16 protein-coding genes and 3 tRNA genes are annotated in these 16,346 nt (G+C 55.0%); 11 read left to right on the top strand and 8 right to left on the bottom strand.

Annotated features, from left to right (window positions below; genetic code table 11):
- Positions 1-20: 20 nt before the first annotated feature.
- Both G7G_RS0108095 and G7G_RS22835 read left to right on the top strand, forming a co-directional pair.
- Complete coding sequence (locus G7G_RS0108095; protein ID WP_029621829.1) at positions 21-290, top strand: usg protein; 270 nt, start codon at positions 21-23, stop codon at positions 288-290.
- Between the two features lie 102 nt (positions 291-392).
- Positions 393-1,088: a lipid-binding SYLF domain-containing protein gene (locus G7G_RS22835; protein ID WP_010440306.1), complete on the top strand. Its 696-nt coding sequence runs from the start codon at positions 393-395 to the stop codon at positions 1,086-1,088.
- Here the strand turns inward: G7G_RS22835 and G7G_RS0108085 are convergent, their stop codons facing one another.
- Positions 1,089-2,042, bottom strand: a complete 954-nt coding sequence (locus G7G_RS0108085) for a radical SAM protein (protein WP_010440305.1) — start codon at positions 2,040-2,042, stop codon at positions 1,089-1,091.
- 163 nt (positions 2,043-2,205) lie between these two features.
- On the opposite strand from G7G_RS0108085, the gene zwf reads away from it, so the two are divergent.
- From zwf to G7G_RS0108065, 4 genes are all read left to right on the top strand, one after another.
- Complete coding sequence (gene zwf, locus G7G_RS0108080; RefSeq protein WP_010440304.1) at positions 2,206-3,660, top strand: glucose-6-phosphate dehydrogenase; 1,455 nt, start codon at positions 2,206-2,208, stop codon at positions 3,658-3,660.
- The gene (pgl, locus tag G7G_RS0108075) at positions 3,657-4,328 is read left to right on the top strand and encodes a 6-phosphogluconolactonase (protein WP_010440303.1); all 672 of its coding nucleotides are present in this window, start codon (positions 3,657-3,659) and stop codon (positions 4,326-4,328) included. The genes zwf and pgl overlap by 4 nt, the downstream gene beginning before the upstream one ends.
- A 5-nt stretch (positions 4,329-4,333) precedes the next feature.
- Positions 4,334-5,944 (top strand): glucose-6-phosphate isomerase, encoded by a 1,611-nt coding sequence (gene pgi / locus G7G_RS0108070; protein WP_010440302.1) that lies wholly within the window; start codon positions 4,334-4,336, stop codon positions 5,942-5,944.
- 106 nt (positions 5,945-6,050) lie between these two features.
- Positions 6,051-7,670: a long-chain-fatty-acid--CoA ligase gene (locus G7G_RS0108065; protein ID WP_010440301.1), complete on the top strand. Its 1,620-nt coding sequence runs from the start codon at positions 6,051-6,053 to the stop codon at positions 7,668-7,670.
- Positions 7,671-7,689: 19 nt separating this feature from the next.
- On the opposite strand, the gene G7G_RS0108060 is transcribed toward G7G_RS0108065, so the two are convergent.
- The 4 genes from G7G_RS0108060 to G7G_RS0108045 form a co-directional block, all read right to left on the bottom strand.
- Positions 7,690-7,764: transfer RNA gene (locus G7G_RS0108060), tRNA-Asn, on the bottom strand.
- A gap of 160 nt (positions 7,765-7,924) precedes the next feature.
- Complete coding sequence (locus G7G_RS0108055; RefSeq protein WP_010440300.1) at positions 7,925-8,806, bottom strand: hypothetical protein; 882 nt, start codon at positions 8,804-8,806, stop codon at positions 7,925-7,927.
- A 199-nt stretch (positions 8,807-9,005) separates the two neighbouring features.
- Positions 9,006-9,080: transfer RNA gene (locus G7G_RS0108050), tRNA-Asn, on the bottom strand.
- A 74-nt stretch (positions 9,081-9,154) separates the two neighbouring features.
- Entirely contained in the window at positions 9,155-10,069 is a 915-nt protein-coding gene (locus tag G7G_RS0108045) for an MBL fold metallo-hydrolase (protein ID WP_010440299.1), read from the bottom strand.
- A 44-nt stretch (positions 10,070-10,113) separates the two neighbouring features.
- Between G7G_RS0108045 and G7G_RS0108040 the strand changes: the two genes are divergently transcribed.
- Entirely contained in the window at positions 10,114-11,433 is a 1,320-nt protein-coding gene (locus G7G_RS0108040; RefSeq protein WP_010440298.1) for an ATP-binding protein, read from the top strand.
- Between the two features lie 2 nt (positions 11,434-11,435).
- Here G7G_RS0108040 and G7G_RS0108035 read toward each other — a convergent pair.
- Positions 11,436-11,512, bottom strand: a tRNA-Ile gene (locus G7G_RS0108035).
- 107 nt (positions 11,513-11,619) lie between these two features.
- Between G7G_RS0108035 and purM the strand changes: the two genes are divergently transcribed.
- The 3 genes from purM (at position 11,620) to rnd (ending at position 14,527) form a co-directional block, all read left to right on the top strand.
- A complete protein-coding gene (purM, locus tag G7G_RS0108030; RefSeq protein WP_010440297.1) occupies positions 11,620-12,666 on the top strand; it encodes a phosphoribosylformylglycinamidine cyclo-ligase in 1,047 nt (348 codons plus the stop codon).
- On the top strand, positions 12,663-13,259 hold the full coding sequence (purN, locus tag G7G_RS0108025; protein ID WP_010440296.1) for a phosphoribosylglycinamide formyltransferase: 597 nt from the start codon (positions 12,663-12,665) through the stop codon (positions 13,257-13,259). Before purM ends, purN begins: the two co-directional genes overlap by 4 nt.
- Positions 13,260-13,369: 110 nt before the next feature.
- Positions 13,370-14,527 carry a ribonuclease D gene (rnd, locus tag G7G_RS0108020; RefSeq protein WP_010440295.1) on the top strand — a complete coding sequence of 386 codons (1,158 nt, stop codon included), beginning with the start codon at positions 13,370-13,372 and terminating at the stop codon, positions 14,525-14,527.
- Here rnd and G7G_RS0108015 read toward each other — a convergent pair.
- On the bottom strand, positions 14,524-15,048 hold the full coding sequence (locus tag G7G_RS0108015) for a hypothetical protein (RefSeq protein WP_010440294.1): 525 nt from the start codon (positions 15,046-15,048) through the stop codon (positions 14,524-14,526). The two genes, rnd and G7G_RS0108015, sit on opposite strands and share 4 nt — an antisense overlap.
- 141 nt (positions 15,049-15,189) lie before the next feature.
- Between G7G_RS0108015 and G7G_RS0108010 the strand changes: the two genes are divergently transcribed.
- A complete protein-coding gene (locus G7G_RS0108010; protein ID WP_010440293.1) occupies positions 15,190-15,600 on the top strand; it encodes a SufE family protein in 411 nt (136 codons plus the stop codon).
- Positions 15,601-15,603: 3 nt separating this feature from the next.
- Here the strand turns inward: G7G_RS0108010 and G7G_RS0108005 are convergent, their stop codons facing one another.
- Positions 15,604-16,269 carry a DUF1638 domain-containing protein gene (locus G7G_RS0108005; RefSeq protein WP_010440292.1) on the bottom strand — a complete coding sequence of 222 codons (666 nt, stop codon included), beginning with the start codon at positions 16,267-16,269 and terminating at the stop codon, positions 15,604-15,606.
- Positions 16,270-16,346: the final 77 nt, after the last annotated feature.

Genomic DNA, 16,346 nt, shown 5'->3' with positions numbered 1-16,346 from the left:
CAATAAAAATGGAGGTCTGGATGGCGCAAAACGAAACCGAACTCATGTTGAAAGGGTACGGGCTGACAACCGCAGAATTTTTCTATCACATGCCCGATTACATACACGTTCTGAATACGTTTATCTGGCAGGATTATGATCTTGCCCCGGATCACCCCAAACTTTTTGAATTCGTGGAATTCTGGCAAAAAGAAATTGAAGGACCACTGCATTCTGTTCGGTTCACACATCGAAAGAAGATCGCTCCGGGCGAATGGCGGAATATGGTTGGAGAGTTTCGCGTGAACTAATCGGGCGTCGGATATACTTTCAGGAATCGAAAGTCCGGTTCTCAAATGTCGCGATTGAGATAATGTAATGACCAAACTGATGGTCTTATACGGAATCACTCTATGCCTAGATATCTTATCCTCGCCGCTGCGGTTTTCCTGAGCGGTCCTGCCATCGCCGAAGGGGTTCTGGATAAGATCAAAAAGGGCGCTGAGAATACTGCAAACGCGATAGGTCGCGGTGCAGAGGGTGTTGGTAACACAATCGAGAAAGGTGCGAACGTCGTCGACGAAACCATTGATTCGACTTCGGAACTGCTAAGGAATGAAGCCACGCCTGAAGAGACACGTGCCAAGTTGGATTTGATGGCGGGCGAAATTCTGGATCAACTACTAGCCGAGAATCCACAGGCACAAGAACTATACGAAGTCTGCGCTGGATACGCGGTTTTTGACTCGCGCAAGGTGACGGTTTTTCCGGTATCTGCAGGTTACGGGCGCGGTGTGGCGGTTTCAAAAGACACAGGACAACACACCTATATGAACATGGGGACCGGGGGCGTTGGCGGAGCGATTGGGATCGGGGGCTTTGAAACCAAGTTCGTGATCCTCTTCGAAACCCCTGCAGATCTAGAGTATTTTATTGATCACGGCTACGACGCGACCGCGGAGACGGGCGCAATGTATGGTGAGGATCGCGCGGGAGACACGCTGCGCTTTACCGATGGCCGATCCTTCTTTGTTCTGAGCAAGAAGGGGTGGCGGGTGTCAGCGGGAGCCTCAGGTACAAAATTCTGGAAATCACCCGAGCTTAACTGATCAACCGGAGCAACTGGCCCCACCAAGAACGCAGAACTTGGCGCAGTGCGGGTGGTTTAGATGCACGTCGGCTTCGGCCTCGGCCAAGGTTTCGCCCATTTCGAATTCAGGTGAGTATGGCAGCAACGTACATGCCAAAACCGCCGGACGTTCTGCGCCTTTGCGCTTAATCACCATGCGCGAGCTGGCACACATCATGGCATCTGGAGATTTATCAAGAATTCCCCAGCAAGCGGTGGTGATTTCAGGCACTTCTATGGATTCATCCATTTCGGGAAACAGCACGGTTTGACCCGGGTCTTGAGGATCGATGTCAAAGCCATGTTCTGCATAGAATGCGCCATAGCCTGCACGGCTGTCGGCGTCGGAATCTCCCCACACGGTACGCCCGGCGATCGCCATCTTAAAGCCGTTATCCCGCAGCCATTCCATGCCGATCAGCGTCTTGGCAAAGCTGCCTTTTCCACGCTCTTCATCATGTAATTCCGGGCGGTAGTGATCGACCGAAATGCGCAGTGTCAGCTTGCCGCCATAGTCACGTTGCAGCTCCAGCAACCCTTCGCGCATCGTGCGTCGCATCATCGGCTGCATGGCGTTAGTCAGAATCAGAACCTCGTAGCCGCGTTCAAGCGCTGCGCGGGTCATTTCGATCATTTCAGGGTTCATGAAGGGCTCACCACCGGTAAAACCAATCTCGCGGATTGGCCACTGGCGTTCTTCGATCTGATCCAGATAAGCGCGAACCTCGTCTGCTGCGATGTAAACCAGCGCGTCATTGGTGGGACTGCTGGCGATATAACAGTTGACGCATTCGATATTGCACAGCGTGCCGGTATTGAACCACAACGTTTCCGGGTTGGATAACGCAACAGACGCGCGTGTTTGCCCGTCCGCTGTCACCAAACTGTTTTGAAACTTCCCGATATTTGCAGCCTGAGTGGCGTTGTCTTTCATTCCGGCATCCGGTTTTGTGCATTTACCAAACCGACTTAATCGTTTGTGCCGGTTTAGTTAAGTACGTTGACGCCCTGCTGACAGAGTTTTGATGTTCGAAGATTTCGACATTTTGATTGCGCTAACATTGGACATGCCACGACTGGCAAGGTAAGGAAAAGCCATGGTTTCTCGCGTCATACCCGTTGACCCATTTGATCTGGTCATATTCGGCGGAACCGGCGATCTGGCGCAGCGCAAGATCGTTCCGGCTCTGTTTCGGCGTTACTGCGCCGGACAATGGCCCGAGGCCACCCGGATCATAGGCGCGGCACGGGGTGCGCTGACCGTTGAATCCTTTCGGGATATAGTTGCCGAATCTTTGCGTCAGTATGCGCCAAAACGGTCTAAAGACCCGGAGGCGGTAAATGGTTTTCTGCAGCGCATAAATTATGTTCCGCTGGATGCCTTGTCCGAAGACGGGTGGGCTCCATTGTCCGAATTGCTGAGCACGGATCGAATCCGAGCGTTCTATTTCTCGGTGGGTCCCAGACTGTTTGGTCCGCTGGCCGAGCGGATCAGAGCGCATAATCTCGCCACCCCTCAGACCCGGATCGTTGTTGAAAAGCCGTTTGGGCACGATCTGGAAAGTGCGCGCGCTTTGAATGCAACTTTGGCGTCGCATTTTGATGAGGGGCAAATCTATCGAATTGATCACTATCTGGGTAAAGAAACGGTACAAAACCTGATGGCGGTCCGGTTCGGCAACATGTTGTTCGAGCCATTGTGGAACAGCCAGTACGTGGATCACATTCAGATCACCGTTGCGGAAACAGTCGGCATCGATGGGCGGGAAGAGTATTACGAGCGTGCAGGTGCCATGCGCGATATGATGCAGAACCACCTAATGCAGCTTTTGTGTCTGATCGCGATGGAACCGCCCGCAAAGTTTGACCCGGATGCGGTACGCGACGAAAAGCTCAAGGTGATCCGTGCGCTGGACCCGGTTGAACCGCACCACATTGTTCGGGGACAGTTTGCCGGTGGAAAACAGGGTCGGGGGTATCGCGAGGTTGTGGGTAACAACCGGTCCACGACCGAGAGTTATGTGGCTTTGCGCGCGCATATCAGCAACTGGAGATGGGCAGGCACCCCATTTTATCTGCGCACTGGTAAGGAATTGGTAGCGCGGTCGTCGGTCATCAATGTGATGTTCAAGGATGCGCCGCATTCGATTTTCGGCGAAGAGGCGGGGCGTCACGCAAATGCGCTTTCGATTCGGTTGCAGCCGAACGAAGGCATTACTCTGAAAGTGACGATCAAAGAGCCGGGGCAGGGTGGGATGCGGCTGGTCGACGTTCCGCTGGACATGAGCTTTGCCGAGGCGCTTGGACCCGAAAATCAGGACCCGCCAGACGCCTATGAGCGGCTGGTGATGGATGTCATTCGCGGCAACCAGACCCTGTTTATGCGCGGTGATGAGGTCGAGGCCGCGTGGGCCTGGACCGACCCGATCATTGCGGGCTGGCAGGCACGCGGAGACGTGCCCAAACCTTATGAAAATGGCAGCACTGGCCCAGGCGACGCCGAACTGCTGATGAAGAGAGATCACCGCCGCTGGCAAGGAATAAACCCATGAATATTAAAGAATATGCAGACCGTGACATGCTGGCCATTGATGTCGCGAATGCACTGGCCGGAGACATTGAGTCCGCGTTGTTGCACCACGATGTTGTTTCGCTTGCCGTTCCCGGAGGGACCACCCCGGGGCCGGTGTTTGATGGGTTATGTGCGGCTGATCTTGAGTGGGATCGCGTGCGCGTGTTGCCGACAGATGAGCGGTGCGTACCGGGTGACCATAAACGTTCGAACGAGCGGCTGATCCGCGAGCGTCTATTGACCAATCGCGCCTCTGTCGCGCAGTACCTGCCATTGTTTGTCGCAGGTCATGAGCCCGAAGCGGTTCTGCCTGAGATCGAAAGCCTGATCAATCCCGTCTTGCCTCTGTCGGTCCTGGTTCTTGGCATGGGTGAGGATATGCACACGGCCTCTCTTTTTCCTGGGATGCAGGGCCTGACTGCCGCGCTGGACAGCCACGCGCCTACACTTGCGGTGGCAAGGACAAACGTGCAGCCCGAGGCGAGAATAACACTGACCGCACCCGTGCTCGAAGGTGCGTTGTCAAAACATCTCATTATCTTCGGAGAATCCAAGCGCGATGCGCTGGATCGCGCCATGTCACTGCCGCCAGAAGAGGCGCCTATCGCGGCCGTGCTAACCGGCATGACTGTCCACTGGGCGGAGTAGTCACCATGCAATTGGATCAACTGAAATCTCTGGCTAAATCGATCGGTGATCGCAGAATACTTGATCTGTTCGATGCAGATTCAAACCGTGCCGAGAGTTTTTCCACGTCCAGCGGCGACCTGTTGTTTGACTACTCTAAAACTCAGATCAACGACGACATTCGCTCTGCACTTATTCAACTCTGTGACCATGCCAAATTGGCGGATCGCCGGACGGCGATGTTTGCGGGCCAAAAGATCAACGAGACCGAAGGGCGTGCGGTACTGCATACGGCGTTGCGCAACCTCGATGGCGGTCCGGTCGAGGTGGATGGTCAGGACGTGATGCCAGACGTTCTGGAAACATTGCAGCGGATGCGCGTGTTTGCCGAAGAGGTGCGCGGCGGGGCGATCAAGGGGGCAGGGGGCAGCTTTACGGATGTTGTGAATATCGGCATCGGCGGCTCGGATCTTGGTCCGGTCATGGCGACACATGCCCTGGCACCGTATCACGATGGTCCAAAGTTGCATTACGTCTCGAACGTGGACGGGGCGCATATCGCCGACACCTTGCGCATGCTAGACCCGACGCGCACGCTGATTGTTGTGGCTTCGAAAACCTTCACCACCATCGAAACCATGACCAACGCGCGGACGGCGCGTGCTTGGATGGTGGATGGAGGCGGAGACCCGTCGCAGCAATTCGCTGCCGTTTCGAGCGCGGTGGATAAGACAGCTGCGTTTGGCATCCCCGAAGAGCGCGTGTTCGGTTTCGCCGACTGGGTGGGCGGACGCTATTCGGTCTGGGGCCCGGTCGGATTGCCGGTGATGATCGCTGTAGGCTCAAATGCATTCGATGCTTTTCTGCGAGGTGGGCAGGCGATGGACCTGCATTTCCGCTCGGCGAAGTGGGTTGAAAACATGCCGGTTATGTTGGCGCTTGTCGGTGTCTGGCACCGGCAGGTTTTGGGTTACGCCAGCCGTGCGGTTTTGCCTTATGATCAGCGCCTTCTGCGGCTTCCAGCGTATTTCCAGCAGCTTGAAATGGAATCGAACGGCAAATCTGTCGCAATGGATGGCAGTACGTTGGCCATGCCATCAGGTCCGGTGGTTTGGGGTGAGCCTGGCACCAATGGACAGCACGCATTCTATCAACTGATTCACCAGGGCACTGACGTGATCCCGTGCGAGTTCATGGTGGCAGCCAATGGGCATGAGCCTGAATTGGCCCATCATCATCGTCTGCTTCTGGCCAATTGCCTGGCTCAGTCCGAGGCTCTGATGCAAGGCCGATCATTGGATGAAGCCCGCGTGCGGATGGTGGATAAGGGTTTGACCGGCGAAGAGCTGGAGCGTCAGGCGCGCCACCGTGTGTTCTCGGGGGATCGCCCATCAACAACCCTGATATATCCGCAGCTTACGCCATATGTGCTGGGCCAGATCATTGCGCTGTACGAGCATCGGGTTTTTGTCGAAGGCGTGTTGCTCGGCATCAATTCATTCGATCAATGGGGCGTTGAGCTGGGCAAAGAACTGGCGACGTCTCTGGGGCCCATTGTCGATGGCGAAGTTGGCACCGAAGGCAAGGATGGTTCGACAGCCGGTCTGGTCGAGTACGCGCTACGCCATCGAGGTTGACACGGCACTCAGCCAAACTCTCTTATTGTCAGACAATTAAAATCTTGGCAGGGTTTCTGCCAATGTAGAAGGGCGCGGCCAAGCGCTGACGATGGGAGGATTGTCCATGCTGGGACAGATGATGACGCAGCCTTTGCTGATTTCGTCGCTTATTGATCACGCCGAACGCTATCACGGACAGACCGAGATAATCTCGGTCGAGACGGACGGGGCCGTGACCCAGACCAACTGGGCGGGGATCGCGCAGAACGCCCGCCGTATGGCTTCGGCGCTTATGAATCTTGGGCTACAGCCGCAGGATCGAGTGGGCACACTGGCCTGGAATAACCGCCGCCATCTTGAGATCTACTATGCCGTATCCGGCGCGGGCTTCGTCTGTCACACGATCAATCCGCGTCTTTTCCCTGAGCAACTGACCTATATCATCAACCACGCGCAGGATCGGGTTCTGTTCTTTGATGCAACTTTCCTGCCGTTGGTCGCCGCGCTTCAGGAGCATCTGACCGAGGTGCAGCATTTCGTGCTGATGGGTGCACGAGATGAGGCCGCGTTGTCTCAGGTCCCTGGTCTGATCTTCTATGACGAGTTGATTGAAACCGGCGATGCGGATTACGCGTGGCCCAGTTTTGATGAGAATACCGCCTCTAGCCTTTGCTACACATCGGGCACAACAGGAAACCCCAAAGGTGTTCTGTATTCGCATCGTTCGACTTTGCTGCATAGTTTCGCGTCAAACACACGTGATGTTATCGGCTATTCCGCGATGGATGTGGTATTGCCGGTGGTGCCAATGTTTCACGTTAATGCTTGGGGTTCACCCTATGCCAGCGCCATGTCCGGCTCACGCATGGTATTGCCGGGGCCGGGTTTGCATGGGGAAGCATTGGTCAATCTGATCGACACTTATGGCGTGACATTGGCGATGGGTGTGCCAACCATCTGGCAGGGCCTTCTGGCGCACGCGGCGACATGTGGAACCAAACTGGAAAGCCTGAATCGTACAGTTATAGGCGGTGCAGCGTGCCCGCCTTCGATGATCGAAACCTTTCGCGAGACCTATGGTGTCGATACCGTCCATGCCTGGGGTATGAGTGAAATGAGCCCGCTGGGCACTACCAACTATCCTATGGCCAAGCATCTGGAAATGCCCATTGAAGCACAACACAAACTACGCGAGAGCCAAGGCCGCCCGCCCTTTGGTGTTGAACTGAAAATAGTCGATGACGATGGCAGCGACCTTCCCCATGACGGTGAAACGCAGGGTGATCTGATGGTGCGCGGCCATTGGGTGCTAGACAGCTATTTCCACATGCAAGATGACGCCTTGTTGCAGGATGGCTGGTTCGCAACCGGCGACGTGGCAACATTGGACCCAGATGGGTTTATGACCATCCGCGACCGATCGAAGGATATTATCAAATCAGGTGGCGAATGGATCAGCTCGGTCGAGCTGGAAAATATCGCTGTCGCGCACCCTCAACTGGCGACAGCGGCGGTTGTGGGTGTGCCTCATCCGAAGTGGGATGAACGCCCGCTTTTGGTTGCTGTGAAGGCGGAAGGCCAAGAGCCAACCGAGCAGGATTTACTTTCATTCTTTGACGGTAAGATCGCCAAATGGCAGGTGCCAGACAAGGTTGTATTCGTCGACGCTCTGCCATTGAACGCAACCGGCAAAGTCCTGAAACGGAACTTGCGTGCGGATTTTAGCGACGTGCTGATGGGGTGAATGCCAAACGGGGGAAGAATGGCTCCGGCGGTAGGGATCGAACCTACGACCAATTGATTAACAGTCAACTGCTCTACCGCTGAGCTACGCCGGAACGGTCCGCGCCGTATAGCAATCAGCTTTGGCATCGTCCAGAGGATTAGATTATTTTTTGAAGATAATTAGTAAAGGCCCAGAAAACTCTATGTTTTTGCTTGTGAGTTTTCTCTTGGCACCGATGTAAGCATTGTCGCTTCGAAAGGCTACCTGCAGGTTTATTTTACAGGTGGAGTTGCTTCCTGAGTTGCCTTTTGTGCCTCACGCTCTTGCCGCGTAAAAATAGGTGCCGCAGCGGTGTTAATGTTGTGCTTAGTCAACAACTGTTCCATGTAACTGCCCGGTTCAGGAACGCCTCCTATAGTGGCCAAAAACTGCCGGATTCTACGCCCATAGAAATGAACTGAATAAGTATCTTCAGTTACAGCACGGCGCACTTTACGGGCCCATTTTGACCGCATTAAAAAGCGGCGGTTTTTAAAACTTATTGGATAAAGCCAATTTTCTGGAAAAGCGTATTTCGATTCTCCGGTTTTTTGCAGATAATGAGTCACTGCATGCGGACCCCAGACACCCCAACGTAAATCACCAACATGCACCGGAGTTCCTGCCTCTCTTAGGTTTTCAAGGCGCTTCTTCTCTTCATCAGGATACCATTCAGGAATTCCATATTCATCTTCAGTCATCTCAAGAAGTTGCCCAAGCGCTTCGCTGTCTGAAGGTAGGCCTAAAACACCACCAGCAATTTGATAGTCGGATTCCCAAGCGTAGAAATGACCAGTCTCCGACTTGAAAGTCTTGACGCAATAAGCATCAAGATCCGCCCAGATCATCCGGTCATTTTGTTGAAGAAGATGATACCTGAATACATCAGAGAACAACGCGAAGCTACCTGTTCTACCGTGTTTGATAAAGCGATCACTGCCGAGTACGGTATCGCCGTGAACAAGCTCTACACCTTCCGGCACATTTTGTACGTGTCCATAATGGTAGAGTTTTACATGATGACCTGCATCTAAGAAAGATTGAGCGCAAAGAACTTCTACATAGCTGAGGGGGCCTTCGACCCACAGCATCCCTATTTCGTATTCGTGGCGCATATTTGTTCTTGTTCCTGTACACGTGATTGCAGCTAAACAATCCGCCAATATCGTTTATAGGGTTAAGTCCTAATCACCAATATGAACCGCGACAAGGCAATCAGAAAACAAGAGGCCTCAGCCGTTTCAGAACTGCACCAAAATAGACTTCTGGAAGGTTAGTACGATCTGGCAGCGCAATGAGAGTGCATATGGATATTGGCTCCGGCGGTAGGGATCGAACCTACGACCAATTGATTAACAGTCAACTGCTCTACCGCTGAGCTACGCCGGAACTGAAGGGCGTATAACAACACGGAATTTCGTCGTCCAGAGGGGAAGCGCATTGCTGATGAAAAAAGTTTGCCGCTAACTGAGCCTGATAAATTCGGACTGTGCTGAAAGCGTCTCAACGGGTGCGACCTGGGCCTTTCCGGTCAGATCGACCAGATGCGCGAATACATTTCTTTCCGCCGCTGGGAGCAATGCACCAGGCGTGTCTATATAAATACGCAGTGCAAGCTGACGTGCAGTGGCCGGGCCTTTGATCAGTTCGTCAAGAATCTGAGATTCGCGCGAAAGACGGTGCTGAATCAGCCACTCCAGGCGATTGTTTGGTTCCGTTACAGGAGCGCCGTGGCCGGGATGAAAGACTGACCATTCTCTCGCGCGAAGGCGATGGCAGGCGGCCATGAAGTCGGTCAGATCCCCGTCGGGCGGTGAGACCAGCGAACTGGCCCATCCCATGACGTGATCCGCTGTAAAGCAAACATCGCCCCAGGCGAGCGCAATATGGTTGCCGAGATGGCCGGGTGTGTGGATGACTTCAAGCGTCCAGTCGTCCGCAGAAATACATGCAGTGTCTTCCAGCTCAATATCAGGGCGAAAATCCATATCAATTCCCTCACCGCCGCCCGCAAACCCATTCTGCGCCAATTCCGTCATAACCGCACTGCGGCCTGCTTGAGGCCCTCCAAAAGCGAGAATCGGTGCGCCTGTATGGATCGCAAGAGGGGCAGCAAGGGGTGAGTGATCGAGATGGGTGTGAGTGACGAAGATATGGCTGATCCGCTGATTGGGCTGTAATGCATCGAGAATCGCCGACAAATGTGCGTCGCTCAGCGGTCCCGGATCGATGACGGCGATGTCTGTTTCACCCAGAAGGTAAGTGTTCGTACCGCGATATGTCATCGGTGAGGGGTTTGGGGCAAGCACCCGGCTTAGGCCTTGAGCAAGTATCACAGCTTGTCCAGGCACTGGGTTGAAATCATCGGAGGCTTGCATTCTGACCTCTTCCTCTTGTCCAGGCAGCCCGCTAGGTTTAGCGCATGTCGACCCAATGGCTCAAACCTTATATACCGCGCAGCCTGTACGCGCGTGCCGCACTTATCCTGGTGCTACCGGTCATCGTTGTACTCTTGGTTGTGGCGATCGCTTTTTTGCAAAAGCATCTCGAGGAAGTGACCGCACAGATGACGCGAACGGCAGCCCGTGAGGTCACGCTTATATTGAACGTGATGGAGGGTGCAGAGACGCAGCAGCAGGCGCTGGCTGCTGCACGGCCTGATCTATCGGCATTGAATATGACTTCTCGTTTTCTGCCGCAGTACCAAGAACCGGTGGTTGGAAAGCGTCGTTGGTATGATTTCATCGCTCCACAAGTCGATGCTGAAATGCAGGCGCTGGTGCCCCAAATGCAAGACGTCGCACTGCCGAATGGACAGGAGGTGCGGCTTTATCTGAGCACGCATCTTGGCACTTTGGAATTGAAATTTGATCGACGGCGCCTGTCACCCACGGCACCGCACCAACTTATCGTTACGATGGTGTTCTTTGCGGCATTGATCACCACGATCTCATTTTTATACATGCGCAACCAACTGCGGCCGATTACCCGGCTCGCGGATGCGGCGCAGGCGTTCGGTCGGGGCCGCGTGGTGCCTTACTCTCCTAGCGGGGCAATCGAAGTGCGTGCGGCGGGCAACGCTTTTGTTGATATGCGCTCCCGAATCGAAAGGCAGATCGAGCAGCGCACTTTGATGTTGTCTGGCGTCAGCCACGATCTGCGCACGCCTTTGACGCGTCTGAAGCTGGGGTTGTCATTGTTACCCGAAGATGAGGCAGCCCCGCTGTTGCAGGATGTGGATGAAATGCAATCGCTTCTAGATGCATTTCTGGACTTCTCAAGAGGGACTGCAGAAAGCACACCTGAGGCGGTCGAACCCGAGATTTGGCTGAGTCAGATTGTCGATGACGCGCAACGCGCAGGCCAGCAGGTTGAACTGGTATCGGTCGAGGGGCAGGGGACTGTTATGTTGCGCCCGTCGGCAATGCGCCGCGCGGTGGAAAATTTGATTGGAAACGCTATCCGCTATGGTTCAAGGGCTGAGGTTAGTCTGTCGATGACACCGAAGTCGATCCGCGTCCGGGTCGAGGATGACGGCCCCGGTATACCCATTGAACAGCGTACTGAGGCGGTCAAACCTTTCACGCGCCTGGACCCGGCTCGGAACCAGAATCAGGGCAGCGGTGTTGGGTTGGGCCTTGCCATCGTCGCCGACATCGCCCGTGTACACGGCGGCATCCTTCGGCTGGGCAGCAGCGAAAAATTAGGCGGTTTATGCGCAGATATCGTGATAGGGCGGTGATGTGGTAGGCCCGGAGGGACTCGAACCCCCAACCAAAGCGTTATGAGCGCTCTGCTCTAACCAATTGAGCTACAGGCCCGCCGATGCGCCTTGCGTATCACGATGGCAGCCCGCGTCAAGCCTGACCGTTGCAACATCGCCCACAATCGAATAACCCGCGCGCAAAGCACTCATGAGGGATTGGCCATGACAGCGGGCAAGAACGGAATCACCTACGCCGATGCAGGTGTGGATATCGATGCGGGCAACGCTCTGGTCGATCGGATCAAGCCTGCGGCCAAGCGCACCAACCGCTCGGGCGTGGTGAGTGGGCTAGGCGGGTTTGGCGCTCTGTTTGATCTAAAGGCGGCTGGGTATGAAGACCCGATTCTGGTGGGCGCCACCGATGGCGTGGGCACCAAGTTGCGGATCGCGATTGATACAGGTGTTGTTGATGGCGTCGGCATTGATCTGGTGGCGATGTGTGTCAACGATCTGATCTGTCAGGGCGCTGAGCCATTGTTCTTCCTCGACTATTTCGCCACCGGCAAGCTGGATACCGATACCGCCGCGCGGATTATCGAGGGCATCGCCGAAGGCTGCGTGCAGTCCGGTTGTGCCCTGATCGGAGGCGAAACCGCCGAGATGCCGGGTATGTATCCCGATGGCGATTTCGATCTGGCCGGGTTCTCGGTCGGTGCAATGGAGCGCGGCGCGACCCTGCCCGAGGGTGTGCAAGACGGGGATGTGCTGCTTGGGCTGGCCTCAAACGGTGTGCATTCCAACGGCTATTCTCTTGTGCGCAAACTGGTCGAGATGTCGGGGCTGGGCTGGGATGCAGAGTCGCCTTTCGGTGGCGGAACATTGGGTGAGGCTCTGCTGACCCCCACGCGGCTGTATGTGAAACCGGCGCTGCAGGCGATCCGGGCAGGGGGCATCCATGCGCTTGCTCATATTACTGGCGGCGGCCTCACCGAAAACCTGCCGCGCGTATTGCCCGACGGGCTGGGGGCCGAGATCGATCTGAGCGCTTGGGACTTGCCGCCTGTGTTCAAATGGATGGCCGAAACTGGCGGCATCGCCGAATCCGAGATGCTGAAAACCTTCAATTGCGGTATCGGGATGATCGTGGTCTGCACGGCTGAGGATGCAGACAAACTGGAAGCACTGCTATCCGAAGCTGGTGAAACCGTTGCCCGGATCGGATCTGTCACCGAAACACCCGGCGTCGCGTACTCAGGCAAGCTGCTGTGAGTCACAAGCGCGTCGCGATTCTGATTTCTGGTGGCGGATCAAACATGCTGTCGCTGGTCGATAGCATGATCGGGGACCATGCTGGCCGGCCTTGCTTGGTGCTGTCGAACGACCCTGAAGCCGGAGGGCTGACAAAGGCCGCAGAGCGTGGAGTAAAGACTGCCTCCGTCGATCACCGACCTTTCGGTAAAGATCGCGCCGCGTTCGAAGCGGAACTGCTCAAGCCGCTGCTGGCTTCGCAGCCAGATTTAGTGTGTTTGGCCGGTTTCATGCGCGTTCTGACCGGCGATTTTGTTTCTCGCTTCCAAGGACGAATGCTGAACATCCACCCTTCGCTGTTGCCCAAGTACAAAGGCCTGAACACACATGCCCGCGCCATCGAGGCTGGCGATTCAGAACATGGTTGCACCGTTCACGAAGTCACAGCCGCGCTGGATGACGGCCCGGTTCTGGGACAGGCGCGCGTGGAGGTAAAGGCAGGGGATACGCCAGAGGAACTTGCCGCCCGCGTGTTGGTGCAGGAACACAAACTCTATCCTGAGGTCCTGCGCCGGTATTGTATGGGCAACAAAGACCCAGTTCTGTTGCCTTGAATTTGCGCGGCGATTTACACGCGTAGGGTAATCGTCTTATGGTCGCATATCGCTCGGGACAAGCACGACACGGGCAGTCACAAGAATCAAAAGCAAGAACAGCACCGCGCATGAAAACCCTGACTACGACGCAAGAGCTGGCCGCCTTCTGCACGGCTGCTGCACAATATCCTTATGTCACTGTTGATACCGAATTTCTGCGCGAACGGACTTATTATTCCAAGCTCTGCCTGGTTCAGCTCGCGGTGCCGTCCGAGGATGAGGGCAGTGCTGTTCTAGTCGATCCCTTGGCTGAGGATTTGTCGCTTGAACCTTTGTATGACCTGTTCCGGAACGAAAGCGTTGTCAAAGTATTCCACGCGGCTCGGCAGGATCTGGAAATTTTCTGGGTCGACGCTGGCGTCTTTCCGACACCGCTGTTCGACACTCAGGTTGCCGCGATGGTTTGCGGCTTTGGTGAGCAAGTCGGTTATGAGACACTTGTCCGGAAAATATGTAGAGAAGGCGTTGATAAGACATCGCGTTTCACCGACTGGTCGCGGCGTCCATTGACGGACGCGCAAAAAACCTATGCGCTGGCAGACGTAACCCATCTTCGGAAAATCTATGAACATCTGTCTACGGAGTTGAAAAATAGCAAGCGGGATCACTGGGTCGTTGAAGAGCTTCGTATTCTAACACGGCCCGAGACCTATGACATTCGTCCTGAAGAAGCGTGGCGCAGGGTCAAAACACGCACAAATTCCGCTAAATTTCTGGCTGTAGTGAAAGAGTTGGCTCAGTTCCGCGAAGCCCATGCGCAAGAGAACAATGTGCCTCGTAGCCGTGTTTTCAAGGACGATGCACTAATCGAAATGGCGTCGACAAAGCCTAAAACGCCCTCTGATCTTGGTGGATCACGTTTGCTGTTGCGAGAGGCCCGCAAGGGGGCGATCGCTGACGGTATCCTGGCGGCAGTAAAAAGGGGTGTGAACTGCCCACAAGATCAATTGCCAAAGGTAGACAACAGCCGTGACAAGCTGAAAGTGAATCCAGCCCTCGCCGATCTTCTGCGCGTTCTGCTGAAATCAAAGACCGAAAGCGCAGGCGTCGCCGCAAAACTGATCGCGTCCAGCGCTGATCTGGACCAGATCGCCGCTGGTGAGCGCGATGTTCCAGCCATGTCCGGCTGGCGTTTTGAGGTCTTTGGCGAGGATGCACTTAAGCTTTGCGAGGGCAAGATTGCACTAGCAGCCAAGGGGCAAGCTGTGGATGTGGTTGCGCTTTAACGGCGACGTGATTCTAGCGCGTTCTGCTGGCCTTTGACACGGACCATGCGGATGCCTTCCAGTTCTTGAGCGCTGACATTGACAGCTTCAGAAACCATTCTAGAGCGTTCGTTTCCCTGAACGGTTGCATAGTCCGGATAATCCACGCGGAAGGTATATTCCAAAATGCCATTCTTGGTAAGTTCTTCGGACCTTACTCGGGCAAGCTGCGCATTATATGCGCCCTGTCGAATGGCGGTACCAGCTGCATATATGATCGCGCCTGAAGGTGTGGGGTCGACACGCAATTCGTTGATGACCGCTATTGGAACGCTATTGTCTTCAATTTCAGGCCGCGCCAACAGGCCTTTACCGTTGTTTTGACGTGGAACCAACGCATCTGCGTCGCTGGCTGAAACCTCTGATGGGGCAGGTGTGCTGCTGCCAAACCAGTTCGATGGGTTCGCCCGAGAGTTGCTCCAACTGTTACAGGCGGAAAGAACCGTGGCGGAGAGCAGAAGAACAGTCAGAGATTTGTGCATGGACCCAACACTTTGCGCAACTTTACCCGCACTGGGTTACCGCAATTTCAGCATCTTGAAAAGCCACACTGGGGGCTGGACAGAAGGGGAAGCTGAGCATAGTTCACAAATGTGATCGCGTAACGCAAGGACAGACCAGCCATGGCAACGCCAGCCTTTGAAGAGATAGTCGAAGATTTCGAGTTTCTGGAAGACTGGGAAGACCGCTATCGTCATGTCATCGAGCAGGGTAAGGCGATGGAACCGCTGGATGATGCGTTCAAGGTTCCCGCGACCAAAGTGAACGGCTGTGCCAGCCAAGTCTGGCTGCATCCCAGCATCGAGAATGGACAATTCAAATTTGACGGGGACAGCGATGCGCTGATCGTGCGGGGCCTGATTGCGGTATTACGCACGCTTTACAACGGCTTGCCGGTAGCCGATGTGCCAAAGGTCGACGCCGGAGGAGAACTTGCCAGACTGGGGTTGCAGGAGCACTTGTCTGCGCAACGTTCGAATGGGCTACGTGCTATGATTGAACGCATTCGCGAGGTCGCGTTGGCCAGCGCTTGATCTTCATGTAGCGTTGCGTGTTGCCCAATCCGTAAGCGTCGTTTCCAAGTCACCGTATCCGGTCTGCCGACGCTCGAATTCCAGTCCCATCCGTTCGGCACATTCTTGTGCGCGACGTGTGAGATTCGGGTTGTCGGTCTGTGCTTGATAAACGAGTTTGGTGTAATTTCCGAAATACATCTCGCGCAGTTCCGGGTGTCTATCCAGACCAAGCGGTTTCCAGACAAATGCGTCAAACTGCCGGGCGAGGAAATCGGTTAGGTAAAACGCAGTGGTTTCATCGGCGCCATGTGCGGCAAATGCCAGATTTCCTTCGAAAAAGGAATAGCAGTGGGGCCCTTGAATCATCTCGACGCCCAGACGTTCACATGCAGTCTGCAGCAGGCCTCCGGTTCCGCAATCGGCATATACAACATAGATTCGGTCGTATGAATCGCGGTGCTTGGCAATCGCATCCTCGACCGCTTGCGTGATTTTCTCGGGGTGTACATGCAGAATTGCGGGTAGGCAGGTCAGAGCCATATGATCCCAGCCATTCCGTTCCTTGAGATCCAGAATTTCACGGGCAAGCGCCCCACATGCGATCAGCAGAATCGACTCGGCAGCGCGCGGAGTGGCGTAACCCTGACGGGTCAGGCTTTCATCATCTGGTATCGGCGCGTCGGTCATGTGATCTCTCTGGTTGGCAACTATATATGTCAGGCTTTGGACAAAAAAGGCCGCCCCAGAAAGGACGGCCTGTCTCA

Source organism: Ruegeria conchae, from assembly GCF_000192475.1.
Classification (GTDB): Bacteria; Pseudomonadota; Alphaproteobacteria; order Rhodobacterales; family Rhodobacteraceae; genus Ruegeria; species Ruegeria conchae.
The sequence above is the reverse complement of the archived record's forward strand: the minus strand, read 5'-3'. Positions and strand labels throughout refer to the sequence as shown.

Excerpts from the sequence above, each read along its gene's own strand:
- G7G_RS0108095 (WP_029621829.1), top strand. The coding sequence starts at position 21 with ATGGCGCAAAACGAAACCGAACTCATGTTGAAAGGGTACGGGCTGACA.
- G7G_RS22835 (WP_010440306.1), top strand. The coding sequence starts at position 393 with ATGCCTAGATATCTTATCCTCGCCGCTGCGGTTTTCCTGAGCGGTCCT.
- G7G_RS0108085 (WP_010440305.1), bottom strand. The coding sequence starts at position 2,042 with ATGAAAGACAACGCCACTCAGGCTGCAAATATCGGGAAGTTTCAAAAC.
- zwf (WP_010440304.1), top strand. The coding sequence starts at position 2,206 with ATGGTTTCTCGCGTCATACCCGTTGACCCATTTGATCTGGTCATATTC.
- pgl (WP_010440303.1), top strand. The coding sequence starts at position 3,657 with ATGAATATTAAAGAATATGCAGACCGTGACATGCTGGCCATTGATGTC.
- pgi (WP_010440302.1), top strand. The coding sequence starts at position 4,334 with ATGCAATTGGATCAACTGAAATCTCTGGCTAAATCGATCGGTGATCGC.
- G7G_RS0108065 (WP_010440301.1), top strand. The coding sequence starts at position 6,051 with ATGCTGGGACAGATGATGACGCAGCCTTTGCTGATTTCGTCGCTTATT.
- G7G_RS0108055 (WP_010440300.1), bottom strand. The coding sequence starts at position 8,806 with ATGCGCCACGAATACGAAATAGGGATGCTGTGGGTCGAAGGCCCCCTC.
- G7G_RS0108045 (WP_010440299.1), bottom strand. The coding sequence starts at position 10,069 with ATGCAAGCCTCCGATGATTTCAACCCAGTGCCTGGACAAGCTGTGATA.
- G7G_RS0108040 (WP_010440298.1), top strand. The coding sequence starts at position 10,114 with ATGTCGACCCAATGGCTCAAACCTTATATACCGCGCAGCCTGTACGCG.
- purM (WP_010440297.1), top strand. The coding sequence starts at position 11,620 with ATGACAGCGGGCAAGAACGGAATCACCTACGCCGATGCAGGTGTGGAT.
- rnd (WP_010440295.1), top strand. The coding sequence starts at position 13,370 with ATGAAAACCCTGACTACGACGCAAGAGCTGGCCGCCTTCTGCACGGCT.
- G7G_RS0108015 (WP_010440294.1), bottom strand. The coding sequence starts at position 15,048 with ATGCACAAATCTCTGACTGTTCTTCTGCTCTCCGCCACGGTTCTTTCC.
- G7G_RS0108010 (WP_010440293.1), top strand. The coding sequence starts at position 15,190 with ATGGCAACGCCAGCCTTTGAAGAGATAGTCGAAGATTTCGAGTTTCTG.
- G7G_RS0108005 (WP_010440292.1), bottom strand. The coding sequence starts at position 16,269 with ATGACCGACGCGCCGATACCAGATGATGAAAGCCTGACCCGTCAGGGT.